18 protein-coding genes are annotated in these 19,748 nt (G+C 50.3%); 6 read left to right on the top strand and 12 right to left on the bottom strand.

What is annotated here, in order from left to right:
* Window positions 1-78: 78 nt before the first annotated feature.
* The 3 genes from CWE22_RS10465 to dxs are packed head-to-tail and all read left to right on the top strand — an operon-like array spanning window position 79 to window position 3,147.
* Window positions 79-378, top strand: a complete 300-nt coding sequence (locus tag CWE22_RS10465) for an exodeoxyribonuclease VII small subunit (protein WP_169931432.1) — start codon at window positions 79-81, stop codon at window positions 376-378.
* A complete protein-coding gene (gene ispA, locus CWE22_RS10460; protein WP_169931431.1) occupies window positions 375-1,262 on the top strand; it encodes a (2E,6E)-farnesyl diphosphate synthase in 888 nt (295 codons plus the stop codon). The genes CWE22_RS10465 and ispA overlap by 4 nt, the downstream gene beginning before the upstream one ends.
* A 4-nt stretch (window positions 1,263-1,266) precedes the next feature.
* Window positions 1,267-3,147, top strand: coding sequence for a 1-deoxy-D-xylulose-5-phosphate synthase (gene dxs, locus CWE22_RS10455; RefSeq protein ID WP_169931430.1), 1,881 nt, complete (start codon window positions 1,267-1,269; stop codon window positions 3,145-3,147).
* On the opposite strand, the gene CWE22_RS10450 is transcribed toward dxs, so the two are convergent.
* From CWE22_RS10450 to yajC, 10 genes are all read right to left on the bottom strand, one after another.
* Window positions 3,109-3,603, bottom strand: a complete 495-nt coding sequence (locus CWE22_RS10450; RefSeq protein WP_169931526.1) for a phosphatidylglycerophosphatase A family protein — start codon at window positions 3,601-3,603, stop codon at window positions 3,109-3,111. The two genes, dxs and CWE22_RS10450, sit on opposite strands and share 39 nt — an antisense overlap.
* Window positions 3,590-4,597: a thiamine-phosphate kinase gene (thiL, locus tag CWE22_RS10445; protein WP_169931429.1), complete on the bottom strand. Its 1,008-nt coding sequence runs from the start codon at window positions 4,595-4,597 to the stop codon at window positions 3,590-3,592. Before thiL ends, CWE22_RS10450 begins: the two co-directional genes overlap by 14 nt.
* A gap of 12 nt (window positions 4,598-4,609) precedes the next feature.
* Window positions 4,610-5,029, bottom strand: coding sequence for a transcription antitermination factor NusB (gene nusB, locus CWE22_RS10440; protein ID WP_169931428.1), 420 nt, complete (start codon window positions 5,027-5,029; stop codon window positions 4,610-4,612).
* Window positions 5,030-5,040: 11 nt separating this feature from the next.
* A complete protein-coding gene (gene ribH / locus CWE22_RS10435) occupies window positions 5,041-5,505 on the bottom strand; it encodes a 6,7-dimethyl-8-ribityllumazine synthase (protein WP_169931427.1) in 465 nt (154 codons plus the stop codon).
* A gap of 51 nt (window positions 5,506-5,556) precedes the next feature.
* Window positions 5,557-6,162 (bottom strand): lysophospholipid acyltransferase family protein, encoded by a 606-nt coding sequence (locus CWE22_RS10430; protein WP_169931426.1) that lies wholly within the window; start codon window positions 6,160-6,162, stop codon window positions 5,557-5,559.
* Window positions 6,159-7,007: a DUF3014 domain-containing protein gene (locus CWE22_RS10425; protein ID WP_169931425.1), complete on the bottom strand. Its 849-nt coding sequence runs from the start codon at window positions 7,005-7,007 to the stop codon at window positions 6,159-6,161. Before CWE22_RS10425 ends, CWE22_RS10430 begins: the two co-directional genes overlap by 4 nt.
* A gap of 10 nt (window positions 7,008-7,017) precedes the next feature.
* The gene (gene yaaA / locus CWE22_RS10420; protein ID WP_169931424.1) at window positions 7,018-7,797 is read right to left on the bottom strand and encodes a peroxide stress protein YaaA; all 780 of its coding nucleotides are present in this window, start codon (window positions 7,795-7,797) and stop codon (window positions 7,018-7,020) included.
* Window positions 7,798-7,870: 73 nt separating this feature from the next.
* Window positions 7,871-8,779 carry a protein translocase subunit SecF gene (secF, locus tag CWE22_RS10415; RefSeq protein ID WP_420821057.1) on the bottom strand — a complete coding sequence of 303 codons (909 nt, stop codon included), beginning with the start codon at window positions 8,777-8,779 and terminating at the stop codon, window positions 7,871-7,873.
* Between the two features lie 48 nt (window positions 8,780-8,827).
* A complete protein-coding gene (secD, locus tag CWE22_RS10410; RefSeq protein ID WP_169931422.1) occupies window positions 8,828-10,675 on the bottom strand; it encodes a protein translocase subunit SecD in 1,848 nt (615 codons plus the stop codon).
* 19 nt (window positions 10,676-10,694) lie between these two features.
* Window positions 10,695-11,030, bottom strand: coding sequence for a preprotein translocase subunit YajC (gene yajC, locus CWE22_RS10405; protein ID WP_169931421.1), 336 nt, complete (start codon window positions 11,028-11,030; stop codon window positions 10,695-10,697).
* Window positions 11,031-11,193: 163 nt separating this feature from the next.
* Between yajC and CWE22_RS10400 the strand changes: the two genes are divergently transcribed.
* Together CWE22_RS10400 and CWE22_RS10395 are read left to right on the top strand one after the other, a co-directional pair.
* Entirely contained in the window at window positions 11,194-11,811 is a 618-nt protein-coding gene (locus CWE22_RS10400; protein ID WP_169931525.1) for a trimeric intracellular cation channel family protein, read from the top strand.
* Complete coding sequence (locus CWE22_RS10395) at window positions 11,811-15,188, top strand: hybrid sensor histidine kinase/response regulator (RefSeq protein WP_169931420.1); 3,378 nt, start codon at window positions 11,811-11,813, stop codon at window positions 15,186-15,188. Before CWE22_RS10400 ends, CWE22_RS10395 begins: the two co-directional genes overlap by 1 nt.
* Here CWE22_RS10395 and CWE22_RS10390 read toward each other — a convergent pair.
* Both CWE22_RS10390 and CWE22_RS10385 read right to left on the bottom strand, forming a co-directional pair.
* Window positions 15,177-15,845: a response regulator gene (locus CWE22_RS10390; protein ID WP_169931419.1), complete on the bottom strand. Its 669-nt coding sequence runs from the start codon at window positions 15,843-15,845 to the stop codon at window positions 15,177-15,179. The genes CWE22_RS10395 and CWE22_RS10390 overlap by 12 nt on opposite strands.
* Window positions 15,846-15,949: 104 nt before the next feature.
* Window positions 15,950-18,220: a TonB-dependent receptor gene (locus CWE22_RS10385; RefSeq protein WP_169931418.1), complete on the bottom strand. Its 2,271-nt coding sequence runs from the start codon at window positions 18,218-18,220 to the stop codon at window positions 15,950-15,952.
* Between the two features lie 230 nt (window positions 18,221-18,450).
* On the opposite strand from CWE22_RS10385, the gene CWE22_RS10380 reads away from it, so the two are divergent.
* Window positions 18,451-19,746, top strand: a complete 1,296-nt coding sequence (locus CWE22_RS10380) for a GntP family permease (RefSeq protein WP_169931417.1) — start codon at window positions 18,451-18,453, stop codon at window positions 19,744-19,746.
* Window positions 19,747-19,748 lie beyond the last annotated feature (2 nt).

Below are 19,748 nucleotides of genomic sequence, written 5' to 3'. Positions count from 1 at the left end.
ATTTGACCGAGTCACGGAATCGCGGTAATTTGTGCGCCTTACAGCGCCTCACGCTAACGAATATAGGGGATATCCCGAATGGCAGACACTCCAGCAGAAACAACCCAAACTGCATCAGCCCAAAAAGGTGCCGACGAACTGACCTTTGAACAAGCCATGCAGCAACTTGAACAGATTGTTGCGCAGCTTGAGCAAGGCGATATGCCGCTAGAGGGCGCTTTACAGCAGTTCGAACGGGCTATTGCCTTGTCACGAGTGAGCCAACAAAAACTGCAACAAGCCGAGCAGAAAGTCAGCCAATTGTTACAACAACAACAGGGCGAGACACTGGAGCCCTTTACGGAAGCATCAGGTGCCAGCCAAGAGGATGACGTGTGACCCTAAACGCTGTACTTGCGGCAGCCAGAGAGCGTGTCGATAGTTTTCTAACGCACTCCTTAGAACGTTCAGACCGCCCTGCCGAGCAATTGAATCAGGCCATGCAGTACGCATTGCTATTGGGTGGCAAGCGCGTGAGACCTTTTTTGACTTATCAAGTCGGCCAGCTCTGTCATGCTGACCAGAACGTGTTGGACCATGCAGCCGCAGCCGTAGAATGCATTCATGCCTATTCACTCATCCATGACGATTTGCCGGCTATGGATGATGACTCACTGCGCCGTGGTCAGCCCACCTGCCATATTGCATTTGATGAGGCGACCGCGATTCTTGCAGGTGATGCGTTACAATCGCTGGCATTCGAAATTCTCAGCGCGCCCGGTTTAACCGTTTCGCCGACAGCGCAACTGTCGATGCTCAACGCGCTGGCGATTGCGAGCGGTGACCGCGGTATGTGTGCCGGTCAAGCGCTGGATTTGGATGCTACTGCCAAACAACTGATCGAGGCCGAGTTGGCCCGCGTTCACCGCCATAAGACCGGAGCGCTGATTCGTTGTGCCGTGACTCTCGGCGTCCTCGCCGGTGATGCAGAGGCGCAGCAATGGCGTGCAGATTTTGAGTCTTTTGCGGATTACTTAGGGTTAGCCTTCCAAGTGCAGGACGATATTCTCGATGTAACCGGCAGTACAACTGCTCTGGGCAAGTCTCAAGGGAGTGATCGTGCAGCAAACAAAGCTACGTATGTAAGTGTATTAGGGTTAGCCGGTGCACAAGAGTGCTTACATAATCTGCACCAGAAAGCACTTCATGCCCTGCGCAGAATCCCTTACAATACCCAGACATTGGAAAGCTTTGCAGAAGCTTTATTAAATCGGGATCATTAACGACATGACAGAATCTGGCAGTCATCCAGCAACGCAATACCCACTGTTGGATGCAATTGACGTCCCAGCCGATCTACGTGAACTTTCAGAGCGTCAGCTTCCACAAGTTTGCGCTGAGGTACGTGAATTTCTGTTAAATTCAGTCAGCCGCAGTAGTGGCCATTTAGCCTCGGGTTTAGGCACCGTTGAACTGACTGTCGCATTGCATTACGTCTACACCACGCCCTACGACCAATTAGTCTGGGACGTCGGTCATCAGGCCTACCCCCATAAAATTTTGACAGGCCGCAAAGCGCAACTGCACACCATTCGGCAAAAGGATGGCTTGCACCCATTCCCATGGCGTGAAGAAAGCGAGTACGACACTTTATGTGTGGGTCACTCGAGTACGTCTATTAGCGCTGCTTTGGGGATGGCTATCGCCGCTGAGCGAGAGCAGACACAGCAGAAAGTGGTCGCTATTATTGGCGACGGCGCAATGACGGCAGGCATGGCATTCGAAGCACTCAACCATGCCGGCGATATCGACCCAAACTTACTCGTGATTTTAAACGACAACGACATGTCTATTTCAGAAAATGTCGGTGCGTTGAATAATCACCTAGCACGCCTGCTGTCTGGTAAGGTTTATACCTCCATTCGCGAAGGCGGTAAGAAGTTATTGCAAGGCATGCCAGGTATTCATCACTTGGCCAGTCGTGCCGAAGAACATATGAAAGGCATGGTCGCTCCGGGGACTATTTTTGAAGAATTGGGCTTTAATTACATCGGCCCAATAGACGGTCACGATGTGAATTTGTTGGTCGATACCCTACGCAATATGCGTAAATTAAAAGGCCCGCAATTTCTCCATGTGGTGACTCGCAAAGGCAAAGGCTATGAGCCTGCCGAAAAAGATCCGATTGGCTACCATGGTGTGCCAAAGTTTGACCCAGCTATTTCGTCGCTGCCCAGCAAAAAAGCAGCCACTCCTTCGTATTCTCAAGTGTTTGGTGATTGGCTGTGTGAGATGGCAAATCACGATCCCAAGCTCATGGCAGTCACACCCGCTATGCGTGAAGGTTCAGGTATGGTGGAGTTTTCTCAGCGCTTCCCTGATCAGTACTTCGATGTTGCTATCGCGGAACAACACGCGGTCACTTTTGCTGCCGGTTTAGCGATTGGTGGCTACCGACCTGTGGTCGCCATCTACTCGACCTTCCTGCAGCGTGCCTATGATCAGTTAATCCATGACGTTGCGCTCCAAAATTTACCGGTGTTATTTGCCATTGACCGTGCCGGCATTGTCGGTGCTGACGGACCAACGCACCAAGGCGCCTACGATCTGAGCTATCTGCGTTGTATACCCAATATGGTGGTCATGGCGCCGAGTGACGAAAACGAATGTCGCAACATGCTCTTTACTGGGTATCAACTCGGCCAACCGGCAGCGGTTCGTTATCCGCGCGGAAATGGCAGTGGCTGTGAACTGGACGCGGAATTACAGGCTCTGGAAATTGGCAAGGCGCGAACCGTGCGAACCGGTAAAAAGATTGCGATCGCGAGTTTTGGAACTTGCCTTGCTGATGTCATGCCGTGCGCCGAAGAACTCGATGCAACGGTGATCGACATGCGTTTTGTGAAACCGCTCGACACCGCTTGTTTAGAGGCTCTCGCTAAAGATCATACGCTGCTAGTCAGTGTCGAGGATAACGCTATTGCCGGCGGCGCAGGCAGCGCTATTGCGGAATATCTGCAAGCGCAGCAAATCAACCTACCATTGTTGCAATGTGGTTTGCCTGACAGTTTTATTAAGCATGGAACGCAGGACGAGATTCGCGCCGAACTGGGGCTCGATAGCAAAGGCCTACTGAAACGTATTCAAGAGCGCGTAGCCAAGATGTAAGGTTGCGCCGGCGGCAACGCCAGCCAAAATATCGTCAACCATGATTCCCAAACCACCGTGTAAATTGCGGTCACACCAGCCTATCGGGCCTGGTTTAACGATATCGAAGAATCGAAACAAAACGAACGCCACCAACACATTCAACCAAGTTAAGGGTAGTGCCACCATGGCAATCAGGATGCCGCACACTTCATCCCAAACAATCGCCGGATGGTCATGAACGCCGAGTGCATTGGCGGTATAGCGACAAATCCAAACACCTACCACAGCAAACAGAAGCGTCACTGCCGCATAGTTGAGCATACTCAATTGCGTGTGCAGCAGCCACAGTAACGGCAACGCTGCCAACGTACCGAAAGTACCGGGTGCAAAACGTGCCAAACCGCTGCCAAAACCCAATGCAAGAAAATGGATTGGATTCTTGAGCAAGCGCAGGTGCACTTTAGGATTGGCCATCATGGCCTCGTTCGCTGGAAAAAGCGAAGTGCTGGTACCCCTGCTCGCCTGCTGGCAATTGCCATGGCTCACCATCTAACTCGAGTACCACACGGTTGAGATCACTCGTGATCCGTCCAATGCAAATAGGTTTTGTTGCCGCATGCGCTACTAAGGTATCGAACAGACCACGCTGGCTTTCGGGAACGGTGAAGCAGAGCTCGTAATCATCACCGCTAGTCAGCGCTAACTGTAACGCTTGTTCCTGAGACAAGCTCTCGGTCATTGGCAACGACAAGGGCAATTCATCAAGACTGAGTCGCGCACCCACACGTGAAGCTTTCAATATGTGGCCGAGGTCACTCAATAGACCATCCGAGATATCAATTGCGCTACTGGCTATGCCTCGTAATGACTGTCCTAGTGCTACCCGTGGTGTCGGGAAAAAGAGTCGTTCACACACTTTGCGGTAGTGTTGATCGGGGATAGCTAGCCGCTTTTGCTGCACCGCTAACGCGAGTCCCGCATCACCCAAGGCATGGGATACATAAATCCAGTCACCCGGTTTGGCGCCGCTACGCAATAATGCTTTGCCTTTAGGAACTACACCATGCGCCGTGATCGTAATCGTGAGCGGTCCACGCGTCGTATCGCCGCCAATTAAGCTGCAATCGTAATACTCACTCATTTCCTTGAGGCCGGTCGAAAAACCAGTCAACCACTCTTCATCAATTTCTGGCAGGGTCAAGGCTAAACTAAACCAACGTGGTTCAGCGCCCATGGCAGCCAGATCACTGAGGTTTACCGCAAGAATTTTATGCCCGATGGCGCGAGCCGGTGTATTCGCATCGAAGTGAACCCCGGCCACCATAGTGTCGGTCACAACGACCAAGTCTTCGGTGGGGTCAATAGCAACGACAGCACCGTCATCGCCCACGCTGACTTGAACGTCATCGCGTTGAGCAAAACGGTGCGTAAAATAGGTTTCGATGACATCGAATTCGCCGAATGTCATAGTTGAATCAACCTACTGACGAGCAGGACGCAATGCGTCGATGGCTTTATCCAGCACACCATTCACAAAGCGGTGACTGTCGTCTGCACCGAATGCTTTAGCGAGCTCAATGGCTTCATTGATTGCAACTTTATACGGAACATCAAGGCGGTCACGCAGTTCAAAACATGCCAGGCGCAGGACTGCGCGCTCGACATGGTCGAGATCTTTAGCTGGACGATCTAAATAAGGTGTCATAGCGTCATCAAGGCTCTTGGACTGCCCAGCAACACCGCGAACCAAAGCCAAAAAGTAGTCGACATCAATTTTCGAAGTGTCATTGTCAGTTAAAAACTGAGCTTCGATATCGGTCATGCTGTTCTGCGACAATTGCCAAGAGTAAATTGCTTGAACGGCAAGTTTACGGGCTTTGCGACGTGCTGCTGGTTTCATTCAATAACCTCTTATAACTGCTTTAATACGTTGATCATTTCCAACGTACTTAAGGCAGCTTCTGAACCTTTGTTGCCGGCTTTGGTGCCGCTGCGCTCGATTGCTTGCTCAATGGTATCGGTAGTCAATACACCGTTTGCAATCGGAATATCAAATTCCAGTCCAACGCGTGTCAAACCACTATTACACTCGCCTGCTACGAAATCAAAATGGGGCGTAGCACCACGAATGACTGCGCCTAACGCAATAATGCCGTCAAACTGTCCGGTCGCAGCTAATTTTTTGGTAGTCAGAGGAATTTCATAAGCTCCAGGCACTTTCACTACAGTGATATTGTCTGCGCTGACTTGGCCATAAAGCTTCAATGTATTTAGTGCGCCTTCGAGCAAACTGTCGACCACAAAATGGTTAAAGCGAGCGACGACAATCGCAATTTTTGCGCTATTTGCGGCAATACCGCCTTCAATAACTTTCATGGATGAATTCCTCTTAACGAAACGGGCGCGATAATAGCACAATTTTTCGCTTCAGGCATGTTGTGGATTTTTGCCTTGTGCATGAGCAACGGCTGCTTTTACTCGTTCAAGCTCCGCATCAATATCTCCAGTAATTAACAGGGCTGGAGTAATTTCTAAAACTTTGCGGCTGAAGTCTAATGCAATAGGGATAACCGGCACACCCGTGGTTTTGGCAATGTGTAAAAATCCCTTTTTCCATTCGGTGACTTTTTTCCGAGTACCTTCTGGCGAGAGCGCTAAAACCAATTCCGGACGCTGTTTAAACTGCTCTACCATTTCACCGACTACCCCTTGTGCTGAGCGACGGTCAACCGGGATACCGCCCAGCCAGCGCAGTAGGCCGTTGACCGGAAATCGGAAAATCGTATGTTTGCCGAGATAGGAAAGTTTTAAACCCAGAGCTAACATCACAAACACGCCGATAAAAAAATCCCAATTGCTGGTATGAGGAGCAACGGGAATAATCGCTTGGCGGGTGCGCGGTAGTTCACCTTCGACGCGCCAACCACCGAGGACACGCAGACCAACGCGTCCTACCCAGCGACTAAACGCATTTCCGCGCGTCGGAAAGTCTCCCCGCAGGTGCTCGGGGATAATCGTGTGCTGTGCTGTCATTGTGCTGCTAGAAGCTCCGCTTTCAGACTCTCCAACTTCAGCTTCACGCGCCGAATGTTATCAGGACCCATGCGCAACATCTGCTTCTGGGCATCTGGCAAGCTTTCTAATGCAGGGTCTGCATAGCGATACATCACCTTGTCATCATTCAGTTCAATAACCGTACCCACTGACGGTGTCGCTAGCAGCATATCAATAGCCTCTACCAACACGGCTTCTGGTTCCGCGTCGGGATAACCAATTTCGCCTAATGCTTGTTTCACCAGAGGCTGGTAACGATCAAGTCCTTGTACTAAAACGGCGGTATCAAGACTTACAAACCAATCTACAACTGTGTTGTACCGATCAAAACTGCGCGGATCGACATAGATCTTACCGTTCTGCTCAAGCACTCGAAAGCGGCTCTGCGGTCCCTCAATAATCGCTTTATCACGAATCACGACGCCGTTACGCAAATTATCGACAAACACGGTGGCGTCCCGCACGAGTTGCTCACTACGCAAAGGCTCAACCGACTGCTCCGCAGTTTCGAGATAACCTAAGACTTCAGGAGTACTTTCACCGAGCGCGGGGAGTTCGATTTCTGGTTCAGGCTCAGCCACCGGCTCTGCATCTAGCTCAACCGTTGGCATCGGCTCTGGCTCGTCGACCACTTCCGGTTCAGGTTCAGGTTCTGCAGCTTCCACCGCAACAGGAATATCAACAGGCTGAGGCGTTGGTTCCGATTGTTGTGACCAAAGCCAACCGACAACAGCAACTGCAATGGCTAGAACAACGATCACGGTCAATATGAGTTTGCCGCGACCACTCTCTTCTTCGATTCGATCGTGTTGATGTTCCGCCATATGTTACTCCTTATTGATCAGCCTCAGAACGCAGAAAAACTAGTTCTGTTGCTGTAGATTCTGCTGAGCTAAATCGATAACCCGCTGCATTAAACTTCTGCAAATCAGCAATCGATTTTGGCTTATTGTTCATCATAAACCGCGCCATCATACCGCGCGCCTTCTTCGCCCAGAAACTGATAACTTTGTACTCGCCGTTCTTCTCATCTTTAAAAACTGGAGTGATGATGTCGGCTTTCAGTTGTTTCTTCTTCACGCTACTAAAATACTCATTAGACGCGAGATTGACTAGTATAGTTGATTTACATTGCTCTAAATCTTTGTTTAGCAGCTCGGTAATGATGTCACCCCAAAACTCATAAAGATTTTTACCACGAGCCGTTTCGAGCTTCGTTCCCATCTCCAACCGATACGGTTGCATCAAGTCTAATGGCCGCAATACACCATATAGACCCGACAAGATGCGCAAATGTTCCTGAGCATATGCAATTGCTTCGGCATCGAGCTTCTCTGCCGACAACCCCGCGTAGACATCCCCGTCAAAGGCGTAAATGGCCTGCCGTGCATTGTTAAGGTCAAATGGCGTCTGCCACTCTGCAAACCGAGCAGCATTCAACCCTGCCAGTTTGTCACTAATCGACATCAAACTACCGAGCTGTTGCGGTGACAACTCGCGCGCGACATCAACTAACGCGGTGGCATCATCGAGTAATCGTGGTTGGGTAAACTCTTTCGTAGGGAGCTCACTCTCATAGTCCAAATTCTTGGCTGGAGAAATAACTGCTAACATCCGATTCTCTCCTTATCGTTAAAATAAATATGGCCTTCAATGAAGGCCATACTAGATAAACTTGTCGCTTCGCCTATGGCATCGGCTCGAGGTCTTCGCCCTCTTTTTCCACCTCAGGTGGCATCAGGTCTTCGCGGCTGATACCCAACGCGTGCGCTAAACCGCTCGCAATGAATATGGACGAGTATGTACCGATAAAGATACCGAACAACAACGCTGTTGCGAAGCCGTGAATCAATTGGCCGCCCAGAAAGAATAACGCCAGCAATACGAGCACTGTGGTCAAGGACGTAATAACGGTCCGACTCAGCGTATCAGTAATCGCTCCGTCAATAATTTCTTCTGGTGTACCTTTACGATACTTACGGAAGTTTTCCCGAATTCGGTCACAAACCACCACGGTATCGTTAATGGAATAACCGATAACCGCGAGCAACGCTGCCAATACAGTCAGGTCAAACTCCAGCCCCAAGACCGAAAATAAGCCCAGCGTAATAATGACATCATGTGCCAAAGCACCGACTGCGCCCAGCGCCAAACGCCACTCGAACCGCACTGCAATGTACAACAAAATACAGATCAAAGCGGTCAGCATGGCTAAGCCACCCTGCTCAGTTAATTCATCACCCACTTGCGGACCAACGAATTCAATCCGTCGCATGTCGATGGTGCCATCGCTCGATTCTTGCAAGGCACGCAAAATTTGATCGCCCAACTCTTGGGCTTTCAAGCCCTCGCGTGGCTCCAATCGAATCAGCACGTCCTCTTGAGTACCGAAGTTTTGCACTACGGCATCACCAAAACCACGCTCGGTTAAAACGGCTCGAACTGCTGATAAATCGGCCGGACGATCGTAGCCAACTTCAATAACAGTACCACCGGTAAAATCGAGGCCCCAGTTCAATTGGTTGATACTTAAAGAAGCTATCGAACCAACCAATAAAATTGCACTGAATATCCACGACACGAAGCGGTACTTCATGAATGGCAGAGCATTTTCCGTTTTGACTAATTCACGCATCTGCTTCTCCTACACCGACAACTTGTCGATTCGTTTGCCACCCCAGATTGCGTTAATCACTGCACGCGTTCCGATAATGGAGGTGAACATTGAGGTCAAAATACCAATCGCCAGCGTGACCGCGAAACCTTTCACCGGTCCGGTGCCCACAGCGAACAATATAATGGCTGCAATCAGCGTAGTAATGTTGGCATCCGCAATAGTCGATAATGCACTATCATAGCCATGGTGAATCGCTTGTTGAGGACTACGCTTCGCTTTAATTTCCTCGCGTATTCGCTCAAAAATAAGTACGTTGGCATCCACCGCCATACCGACGGTCAGAACGATACCTGCCATACCCGGTAAAGTCAGAGTCGCGCCGGGGATCATCGACATCACACCGACAATGAGTACCACGTTGGCGCATAAAGCCAGATTCGCCACCAGACCAAACTTACGGTAGTAAATCACCATAAAGATGATCACCATGATGAAGCCCGCAACGATAGCCTGAATACCCATTTGGACGTTTTCGGCTCCAAGGCTCGGACCAATGGTGCGCTCTTCAACAATTTGAATCGGCGCAATCAAGGCACCTGCACGGAGCAATAATGCAAGGTTCTGTGCTTCTTGCTGAGAGCCAATGCCTGTGATGCGGAAAGCACTACCAAGCCGCGCCTGAATGGTTGCGACGTTGATAACCTCTTCTTGGCGCTCAAAGATGATTTTACCTTCCTCATCACGCTCACCAGTGGCCTTAAACTCGATAAACAAGGTTGCCATGGGGCGGCCAATATTATCCCGAGTGGCTAATGACATTTTGTCACCACCAGCGCCATCTAAAGTGATATTGACTTGAGGACGTTGATTCTCATCAAAGCTTGATGAAGCATTGACGATGTGGTCACCGGTCAGAATCACATCTTGCTTCAACAGCACGTTGCCGCCATTGCGGTTCGGATACAGCTCACTACCGAATGGGACGCGTCCCGCCTCAGCATCAAACACGCTGTTTTCGGTGTCTTGGAAGCGAAACTCGAGCGTTGCAGTCGCACCAAGAATTTCTTTAGCACGTGCGGTATCTTGAACGCCTGGCAATTGCACCACAATCCGATCAGCACCTTGGCGCTGAACAACAGGCTCAGCAACACCGAGTTCATTCACCCGGTTGCGCAAAATGGTGACGTTTTGTGAAATGGCATAATCTTGCGTTTCACGAATTTTGTCTTCGGTCATACGCAAACGAATGGTTTGCGTCGCCTCATCATCGATCAAGGTGTAGCCTTGATACTGATTATTCAGAAACGATTCCGCCGCTGCGTAATCTTCTGCAGAGCGCAGTTCAATCACAACGTCATTGCCGTCACGATTGACACCGCTGTAACGAATCCGCTCTTCACGTAGATCAGTGCGAACCGTATCGCGCATCTGGTCAAGAATTTTGCGCATTGCCTCACCCATGTCGACTTCCATGAGAAAGTGCACACCACCACGCAAATCCAAGCCTAACTTCATTGGCGAGGCACCCAAGCTTTCCAGCCAATCAGGCGTCGCTGCCGCAAGGTTGAGCGCAACGAAGTAATCGGTACCTAACTCGCGCAAAATAACATCGCGCGCTTGTAATTGATCGCTATCGCTGTTCAGCCGCACGAGCACCTGCTCGTCCTCCAATGCGATACCTTTCATTTCGATGTCGGCTGCTTGCAGCGCTGACTCCACTCGACCCAAAGTCTCCGTATTTACGGTTACTGTGCGTCCAGCCGATACTTGCACTGCGTAGTCTTCACCATACAGGTTCGGCAGCGCATACAGCGCTGCGAACGCGACGATGAACACCACCATCAGGTTTTTCCAGAGCGGAAACTTATTCAACACAACAGATCCTTAGCTCTTATTACAGAGACTTCATGGTTCCTTTCGGCAGTACTGCAGTGACTGCTGATTTTTGTACCGTCACTTCAACGCCTTCAGATAATGCGATGACCATAAAATCTTTGTCTTCGCTTAATTTCGTGATGCGGCCAACCATGCCACCATTCATTAATACTTCGTCACCTTTGCTGACGCTGGCAATCAATTCTTTATGTTGCTTGACGCGTTTCGCTTGCGGACGATAAATCATGAAATAGAAAATCAAACCAAACATGACCAACATGAAAATAAGTTCCATGCCGCCACCTTGCTGTGCACCCGCGTCTTGCGCGTAGGCTGTACCGATTAAAAAGTCCATGAAAGTCCCCTTTTTATAAAAATAGTTTGGATAGAGATGGGGCTCACTTTAAAGTAAACAAGCCCTATCGACCAGTTTTTGCGAATAGTCGGGCATTCTAACGAAAAACTGGTTAAATAGGGAGTGTTTACACAACTAAGCTAATCTGGATTCGCGCATGGACATGGAACTTCTGCTCTACATTGTTGATCACCTTGGCGTCGCTGTTTTTGCGGTAGCGGGCACCTTGTTGGCGTTTCGCAAAAATTTGGATGGCTTCGGTGTGATTGTATTAGCTGCGGTGACGGCTATTGGTGGTGGTACCCTGCGCGATTTGATGCTCGACTTGCCGGTATTTTGGGTGCATGACCCAATTTACCTGTACACCATTGCCGCGGCTGCTGTGCTCACTATTTTATGGCTCCGACTCCGCGATTACATTCATCAAACCACTCTGTTGGTCGCCGATGCGGTTGGGGTGGCATTTTTCACTGTGATGGGCGCGCAGAAGGCAATGATGGCGGGATTCTCGCCACTGATTTGCGTGATTATGGGCACCATGAGCGCTTGTTTTGGCGGTATGCTGCGTGATGTGTTGGTTCGCGACATTCCCATGGTGTTAAAAGGGGAGCTCTATGCGACCACCTGTTTAGTCGGTGGTTCGGTGTACGTGGTCATGGTTGAGTTTACGCCAGCTTTGGCCCTGTTAGTTGGCGGACTTACAACCTTACTCATGCGACTCGGTGCCATTCGTTGGCAATGGACACTCACGGTATTTCATGAACACGGTGGACCGCGCTGATGCTCTCCATCTGGCTCACGGTTCTTGTTGCGGTTGGCTACATTGCCATTCTCTATTCTATTGCTTACCGCGGCGACCGGCGACCGGCCAATCAAGTCAAACCCTATCGTTACGCACTGGCACAAGGCATTCACTGCACGACCTGGGCCTTCTACGGCACTATTACGCAGTCAGCGTATTATGGGTGGGCCATGGCTCCGACCTATGTCGGCGCCATCATCGTCTTTATCTTTTTGCACTCACTGCAAATGCGGCTATTGCACGCCTGTAAGCAACAAAACCTGACTTCTATCGCCGACATGATTGGTAGTCGCTACGGCAAGAACGCGACACTATCTGTCGTCGTTGCGTTAATAGCGCTGGTAGGTATTGTCCCCTACATTGCGCTGCAGTTACGAGCAGTAACTGGCAGTTTTGCCATGGTGACAGGCTTTGATTCGCAGCCGCTACCCTGGTTTGGTGACGTTGCAGCGCTGGTTGCCTTAGCCATGATGGGATTTGCGATTTTGTTCGGAACACGACGCTTGAGCCTCGCTGAACAACACAATGGATTGATGGACGCAGTCGCCTTTGAATCGGTCGTCAAGCTCGGTGCGTTTATGACTGTGGGTATCTTCGTGACCTACGGGTTGTTCGATGGCATTGGCGACTTGTTTGTGCGAGCGGCTCAAGAACCCCGCGTTGCCGAAGTCATGGCAGGGTTGCCCAGTGGTGGGTTTGTGTATGTGACTCATATTTTGCTCGGGGCAATTTCGATGTTCGTGTTGCCGCGACAATTTCATGTGTCCTACATAGAGAATAACGATCCCGAAGAGCTACGGACGGCGCGGTGGGCTTTCCCGCTGTACTTATTCGCGATTAACTTCTTCATTCTCCCGATTGCCCTAGCAGGCTTGATTCTGGTTCCCGAGGCAGCCCGCAGCGACACGTTTATGCTGAGCTTACTGTTGCATGCTGAACAACCAATAATGACGCTGGTGGCGTTTATAGGTGGCTTAGCGTCAGCCACCAGCATGGTGATCATCGCTACGTTGGCACTGAGTATCATGATGTCGAACGACGTGATTATGCCGTTGTGGCTGCGCCTCACCGACCAACGGCTGCGTAAATTCACTTTCAGCCCGGCGCGGATCCTCGGTATTCGTCGCTCCACAATTATTGTGATTATTGGCTTGTCATTTGGTTTTCATAAGCTCACCGAAGCCAACATGCCACTGGTGAATGCCGGTCTGTTGTCACTTGCGCTGCTGGCGCAACTGGCACCAGCTATGTTAGGCGGCTTGATTTGGTCGCGAGCAAACAAAGCAGGGGCTGCAGCAGGTATCATCATTGGCACAACCTTGTGGGTGATTTTTCTGCTAACTCCGGCTATTCACAGTCAACGTGAGCTCACTGACGTTGCCATGAGTAATGGCATCTTGTTGAGTCTGGGCTGTAATATCGCGCTCTTCATTCTGGGTTCGTTGTTATTTCGCAGTAACTCCATAGAAAAGCGGCAAACGAAACTATTCGTTGACCCCACAGGTGGGCACCCAGAGCTGTATCAGCATCAACCTATTAACTGGGGACGGCTGCGCCAAGTACTGGCTCGGTTTTTTGATACGGTCGAACTGGATCGCTTAGCGGAACGATTACAAATCGATCTGAACAGTGCGCCCACTGATGATTTTGTGCCGGCACCTATACTTGCGCGAGTGGAGCGCGAGCTTGCTGCGGTGATTGGTAGTGCTGCCAGTCGAATCCTGCTCGATGCGATCACCCAACAACCGGGTGTACCGATTTCGCAAGTGGTGACTTGGGCAACGCAAGCGTCGCAGCTTTACAAATTTAATCGGGAATTACTGCAAGCGTCGGTGGAAAACATACCACAGGGTATCAGCGTGGTAGACCAAGAGCTCCGTTTAGTAGCATGGAACCGTCGCTACCTGGAGGTATTTCAGTACCCGCAAGGGTTTGTGCAAGCAGGTATGCCCGTAGCTGACTTGCTGCGCTATAACGCTAACAGAGGTCTGCTAGGCGACGGTGTGCACGCCGATATTGACGCCGAAATCGACAAACGTTTGCAGTACTTGCGGGCCGGTAGCGCTTATCGTTACCAACGCCAGCAAGGTGAGCATGTGATTGAGCTGCAAGGCGCACCCATGCCAGATGGTGGCTTTGTAACCACCTACACAGATATTACCGAGTTGGTGCAGGCGCAGCGGGAACTCGAACGCATTAACGCAGAGCTTGAGCAACGAGTTCTTGAACGGACCCAAGAGCTTCTCAACGCCAAACAAGCCGAAGAACGCGCACATCAGAGTAAATCGCGTTTTTTTGCGGCGGTTAGTCACGACTTGATGCAGCCTTTCAATGCCGCCACGCTGTTCTGCGATATGTTACAACAACGCTTACAAGGTGAGACCGGAGCACTGGCGCGACAACTGCAACAATCGCTACAAAATGCCGAAGAACTATTGACGATGCTGCTTGAGATGACTCGTTTAGAGGCCGGTAACCTGCCGGTCAATAGGCAAGTGACCGCACTCAACGATATCCTGCTGCCACTGGTGGAAACGCAACAAGTCATCGCCGCTGATAAGCACATTAAAATTCGCTACATAGGTTCCAGCGCATGGGTCGATACCGATCGTAAGCTGCTATCGAGAATTGTTCAAAACCTGCTGTCGAATGCCATTCGTTACACGGATACGGGACGCATTGTCATTGGCACGCGACGGCGCGGTAACGCTGTTGACCTCCACATTATTGATACCGGTCGTGGCATTCCTGCGGACCAGCGCGAGAACATTTTCCGCGAATTTCACCAATTGGATCAAAAAGGCGATAACCCAGGCATCGGTTTGGGCCTCGCCATAGTTGAGCGTATGTGTAGATTGCTGGATATCCCGTTGGAATTTCACTCTGAGGTCAATCGCGGCACAAGTTTCGTGTTGCGCTTACCCGTGGCCCGTTGGCAGAAGCAAAAGCGCCGCGCGCCAGCCTTAAGTCGCGCCACCAACGATAACTTCTTGCACGGGAAAACTCTCTGGGTGGTCGACAATGATTCTCGCGTTCTTGTCGCTATGGAGCAATTGCTGACCAGCTGGGGAGCCAGGGTATTGACGGCAGGTGGTGCTTTCGAGCTACCGGACGAGCCAAGCACTTTGCCGGATGGTTTGATTTTGGATTATCACCTCGACCATGGCGAAACTGGGATTCAAGTGCTGCAGGCGATTCGCACACAGCTCAACAACCCTTCATTGCCCGCTATCATCAACTCAGCGGATCCAGATGAACAAGTGCGTGAGCAAGCCATTGCCGAACGCGCAGCCTTTATTCCAAAACCCATCAAGACGGTGGCATTGAAACGCTTGTTGAAGCAATTATTGAAGTGATTGATTGTCGGTATTGCTGTCGGTGGCGTTCAACATTTGCTTGAAGACCACGCCCGCTTGCGTGCGGTTGATGACATTTAATTTCCGCAGAATGGCAGAGACATGTTGTTTAATCGTCGTCTCTTGCACGTTTAATTCATAAGCAATTTGCTTATTCAACAGACCATCCGCTAAACACTCCAGCACACGGAATTGTTGCGGCGTTAACTGCTCCAAACGGCGTGCAAATTCAACCGACGGGTCGTTTTCTGCTAACGCTAATTCACCGACCAAGTGTTCAGGTAACCAAGTGTCACCGGCTAATACGGTTTCGACGGCATGTTGCAGCTCATTCAGTGGCATAGACTTTGGAATGTAGGCACTGGCGCCATACGCCATTGCTTGCCGGATGACTTGTGGATGTTCATTGGCAGATACAATCACCACCAGAATATCTGGATAGCGGCTGCGTAACGACGTCAGTCCCGTCAAACCTCGATTCCCTGGCATGGATAAATCCAGCAAGATAAGTTCAATTTGAGGTTCGGCTTGTAACATGGACAACAATTGATGAAAGGTTGCTGCCTCTTTAATGTCGGTTGCCAATGTTTCCGTCAAAGCTTGACGGAGGGCAGCTCGGAATAAAGGATGATCGTCGGCAATAATTGCACGGGCCATGTTATTGGTTTGATCGTTGGAAAAAGGATACCCCATGCTAGCGTGTCCGAATGTAAAAGTCAGTCATTGCCGGAGCAAAATGCCCCGGCAACAACTGTGCGGGGTTAGAAACGATACCCCACAGTCAGGGAGACAGTACGCGGGTCGCCGTAGTAACCAACGATAGTATCTTCACCACCCAAACCTGGGCCAGTGCGATTACCGTTCGCGTCACGAGGTGCTGCGAAGTTATAACCAGCTAACCGATATACTTTGTTGCCGATGTTTTTCACATGCAAGCCAGCAGACCAGTTGCCGTCATTGGAGTACCACATCAAGCTGGTATTGAAGAGGCTATAGCCGCCCATATCCAACATCGATGGCACTTCAAAGATTTGAGTTTCGCTGCGATAAGCCATGTTGCCTGACCAAACCCATTGACCATACTCATTCTCAAGGCTCTGGTTGAACCCTAAGTTTGCAACCAATTCTGGCGTATTCGCAAAGGACCAAATGTCAGAAACGTCCGTTGTTTCCTGTGCGACAGGGTCGAAGAACCGAACAGAATCAAATGCTGCGTTCACGTTACCCATCATGGCGGTGACGTTCAGGCTGTCGGTAACAGCGGCCACAGCTTCAATTTCAAATCCGTAAACCGTTGCTTCAGCAGCGTTCAATACTTGTGAAGCTACGCCTGCTGGCACTGCACGTTGCACAGTGACCTGCATATCGGAGTAGTTCGACAAGAACCAAGCTGCATTTAAGCGAATGCGGTCATCCCAGAATTCAGTTTTAATACCCGCTTCATAAGTATCAACAATCTCTGGGTCGTATGGAATCACAGCATCGGGGTTCAACGTGGCGTCTGCACGCATGTCTACACCACCCGACTTAAAGCCGTTGCTATAACTACCGTAGACCATAGTGTCATCGGTGATACGGTAACGCATGCTGGCGTGTGGCGAGAAATGAGTCCACTTTTCTTCAGCACTAAAGTCAGAGTTGGTCGACAACAAAGTTGCTGAACCTGAACGATCAAGGAATTTCACGCCCAAGAAAGTCTGGCGCAGTACGTTCGCTGACTTCTCATCTTCGGTATAACGACCACCGACCGTGAACGAGAAATTATCGGTCATGTCATAGTTAATTTGACCGTACAAAGCCGTGCTCTTGGTATCAACACAACCGCCATTATCAATGGTTAGGCCAACGCCCAATAATTGTGGCAACACCGTACCGAAAATACCGCACGCTTCGCCGTCGTAGTAATAGACACCACCCACAAATGTGGTGCGGTCTTTCGCGTAACTTAACTGGAACTCTTGGGTGGTTTGTTCATCTTCGTAGTCTGCAGGAACTAATAACGCGCCAGCACCTGTAGAATCGAAATCGATATTGGTCATGGTGTAACCTTCGCGAGCGGCGGTTACCGATTTAAATGCCCAATTCTCGTTGATGTCCCAATCGATGGTCAGTGAATAGCCTTCCGTTTCGACAAGGTTGTCGACTGGCATTGCAGTGTTGGAGTCATACACGCTTTGATACGGTTCTTGTCCAGTCAACTGCGATGAGGTTAGACGATAGCCACCCTTCGAGTTCGAGTCGTCTTTGGTTTTGTCGTACATGAACTTGGCGCTGACGTCGTCAGAAACCAACCATTTCGCGCTCACCCGACCGGTCATTAACTCTTTGTTGTAGTTCTCATCACCCGTATTTACGAACTCACCAAAACCATCACGGTTCAGTGTCGCTAATGCGCCACCTACAAAGAAACTGTCAGATAAAGCCGTCTGACCAGATACTTTCAGGTCTTTCTGTCCATAGGTACCCACCGTACCTTGCACGCTAAATTCATCATAGCCGGTCAGTTCTTTGGTGACATACTTCAGAGCACCACCGATGGTGTTTTTGCCGTAAAGTGTGCCCTGCGGGCCTCGCAATACTTCGATACGCTCTAAGTCCAGAACTTCGAGCACCGCACCTTGTGGCCGGGCGATATACACATCATCAATATAAATACCAACGCCAGGCTCAAAACCCCACAGTGGATCTTGTTGGCCCACACCACGAATGTACGCGGTTAGTGTTGAGTTAGTACCACGGCTGACTTGCAATGTGGTATTTGGAATGCGTTGTTGCAGTTCGGTAATGTCTTCCGCACCAATTTCAGCAAGGTCACCCGCACTGAACGAAGAAACAGAAACTGGAACTTCCTGAATACTCTCTGTACGGCGACGCGCAGTGACTTCAATACGCTCTAAACCTTTGTAATCGTCGCTCGCTTGCGCGTTATCAGCATTGGCTTCTTGCGCAACTGCCGGCATCGCAACCACCGATGCAATAGCCATTGCTACGAGCGAATGCCGAAATGTTTGTGTGTGCTTGGGCTGACTCATGGTCTCGTTCTCCCGAATTCGAGTTGTTGTTTTCATATGGGTTGTTATGTTGTTCTGAGTGCCGTTTGGCACATCCTAATGGTCATGGCATGCTTACCCTAGCGCAAAGTATTCACGTTGTATTCTGTACGTTAGTACTATGTAAAATTGTGCGGCCCTCGCGCATAGTGAGCAACGTCGTACGGGTCGTGGCATACCTGATACACATAAAAATGATAACGAGGTAGTGCATGTTAAGCATGATTGGCTTGGTTGGCGGGCTTGCCCTGCTCATCGTCCTGACGCTGCGCGGTATGAATCTATTCATCAGCGCTCCATTGTGCGCGGTCATTGTAGCTTTGTGCAGCAACGTTCCGCTATTCACCGGCGATGTAAATTTTGTAAGCGCATATATGGATGGCTTCGCCAGTTTCGTCGCGGCTTGGTTCTTTATGTTTTTGCTCGGCTCTTTATTCGGTAAGTTCATGGAAGATACGGGCGCAGCGGATTCGGTGGCACGCTGGATTATCGGCAAACTTGGACGGCAGCAGGCTGTATTAGCAGTGGTTTTGGCTTGTGCCATTTTAACCTACGGTGGTGTCAGCGTATTTGTGGTGGCCTTCTCGGTCTATCCCATGGCCCTCTCATTATTTAAAGACGCCGACTTACCGCGCCGCTTTATTCCCGCAGCACTTGCCTTTGGCTCGGTCACGTTCACGATGACCTCCGCTGGCTCACCGGAAATTCAGAACTGGATTCCTATTCAATACTTGGGCACCTCGCCTTATGCAGCATGGGAGGTCAGCCTTGTGGTTGCCGTCTTCATGGCAATTTTCGGCTATTGGTGGTTACGTAAGCTCATCAACAAAGCCGTCGCTAACGGTGAGCGATTCGAAACGCGTGAGGGTGACCCTGAAATAGCTGATCGTAAGCTACCTCACCCTGTCAGTGGTTTGGTGCCGTTAATGGTGGTGCTGACCTTAAGCTTTTTATTCCACGACGAACTCAAGCAAAATGCTCTGATCATCGCACTCACTGGTGGTGTACTGGCAATTGCTATCATCAACTATCGTTACTTTATCAACGTGTCTTCTGCTATTGCGGAGGCTTCCACTGGGGCGCTGATTGCTATTGGCAACACAGCCGCTGTTGTTGGTTTTGGTAGTATCGCCAAAATTACCCCCGCGTTTGGTGAAGCGGTTGCCTTTATGACTAGCCTGCCAGGTAATGAATTGGTGGGCGCGGCCGTTGCGGTCAGTGTTATTGCAGGTTTAACCGGCTCCGCATCAGGCGGTCAAGCCATTGCGCTACCGGTGTTGGGACCGCATTACATCGATGCTGGCGTAAACCCGGACCAACTCCATCGAATTGTGGCTATTTCATCTGGTGCTCTCGATTCATTGCCACACAATGGTTATGTCGTGACCACCATTCGCGCAATTTGTCGTGAAACCCATCAGGCTGCTTACTGGCCTGTCGCAGCAGTCACTGTTGTCGTACCCTTTATTGGGCTTGCGATGGCAATCGGCTTATTCATTTGGTGGTAGGG

The organism is Pseudidiomarina aestuarii, from assembly GCF_003987355.1.
In the GTDB taxonomy this organism is placed as follows: Bacteria; Pseudomonadota; Gammaproteobacteria; order Enterobacterales; family Alteromonadaceae; genus Pseudidiomarina; species Pseudidiomarina aestuarii.
This window is presented reverse-complemented; position numbering and strand designations above follow the sequence as displayed.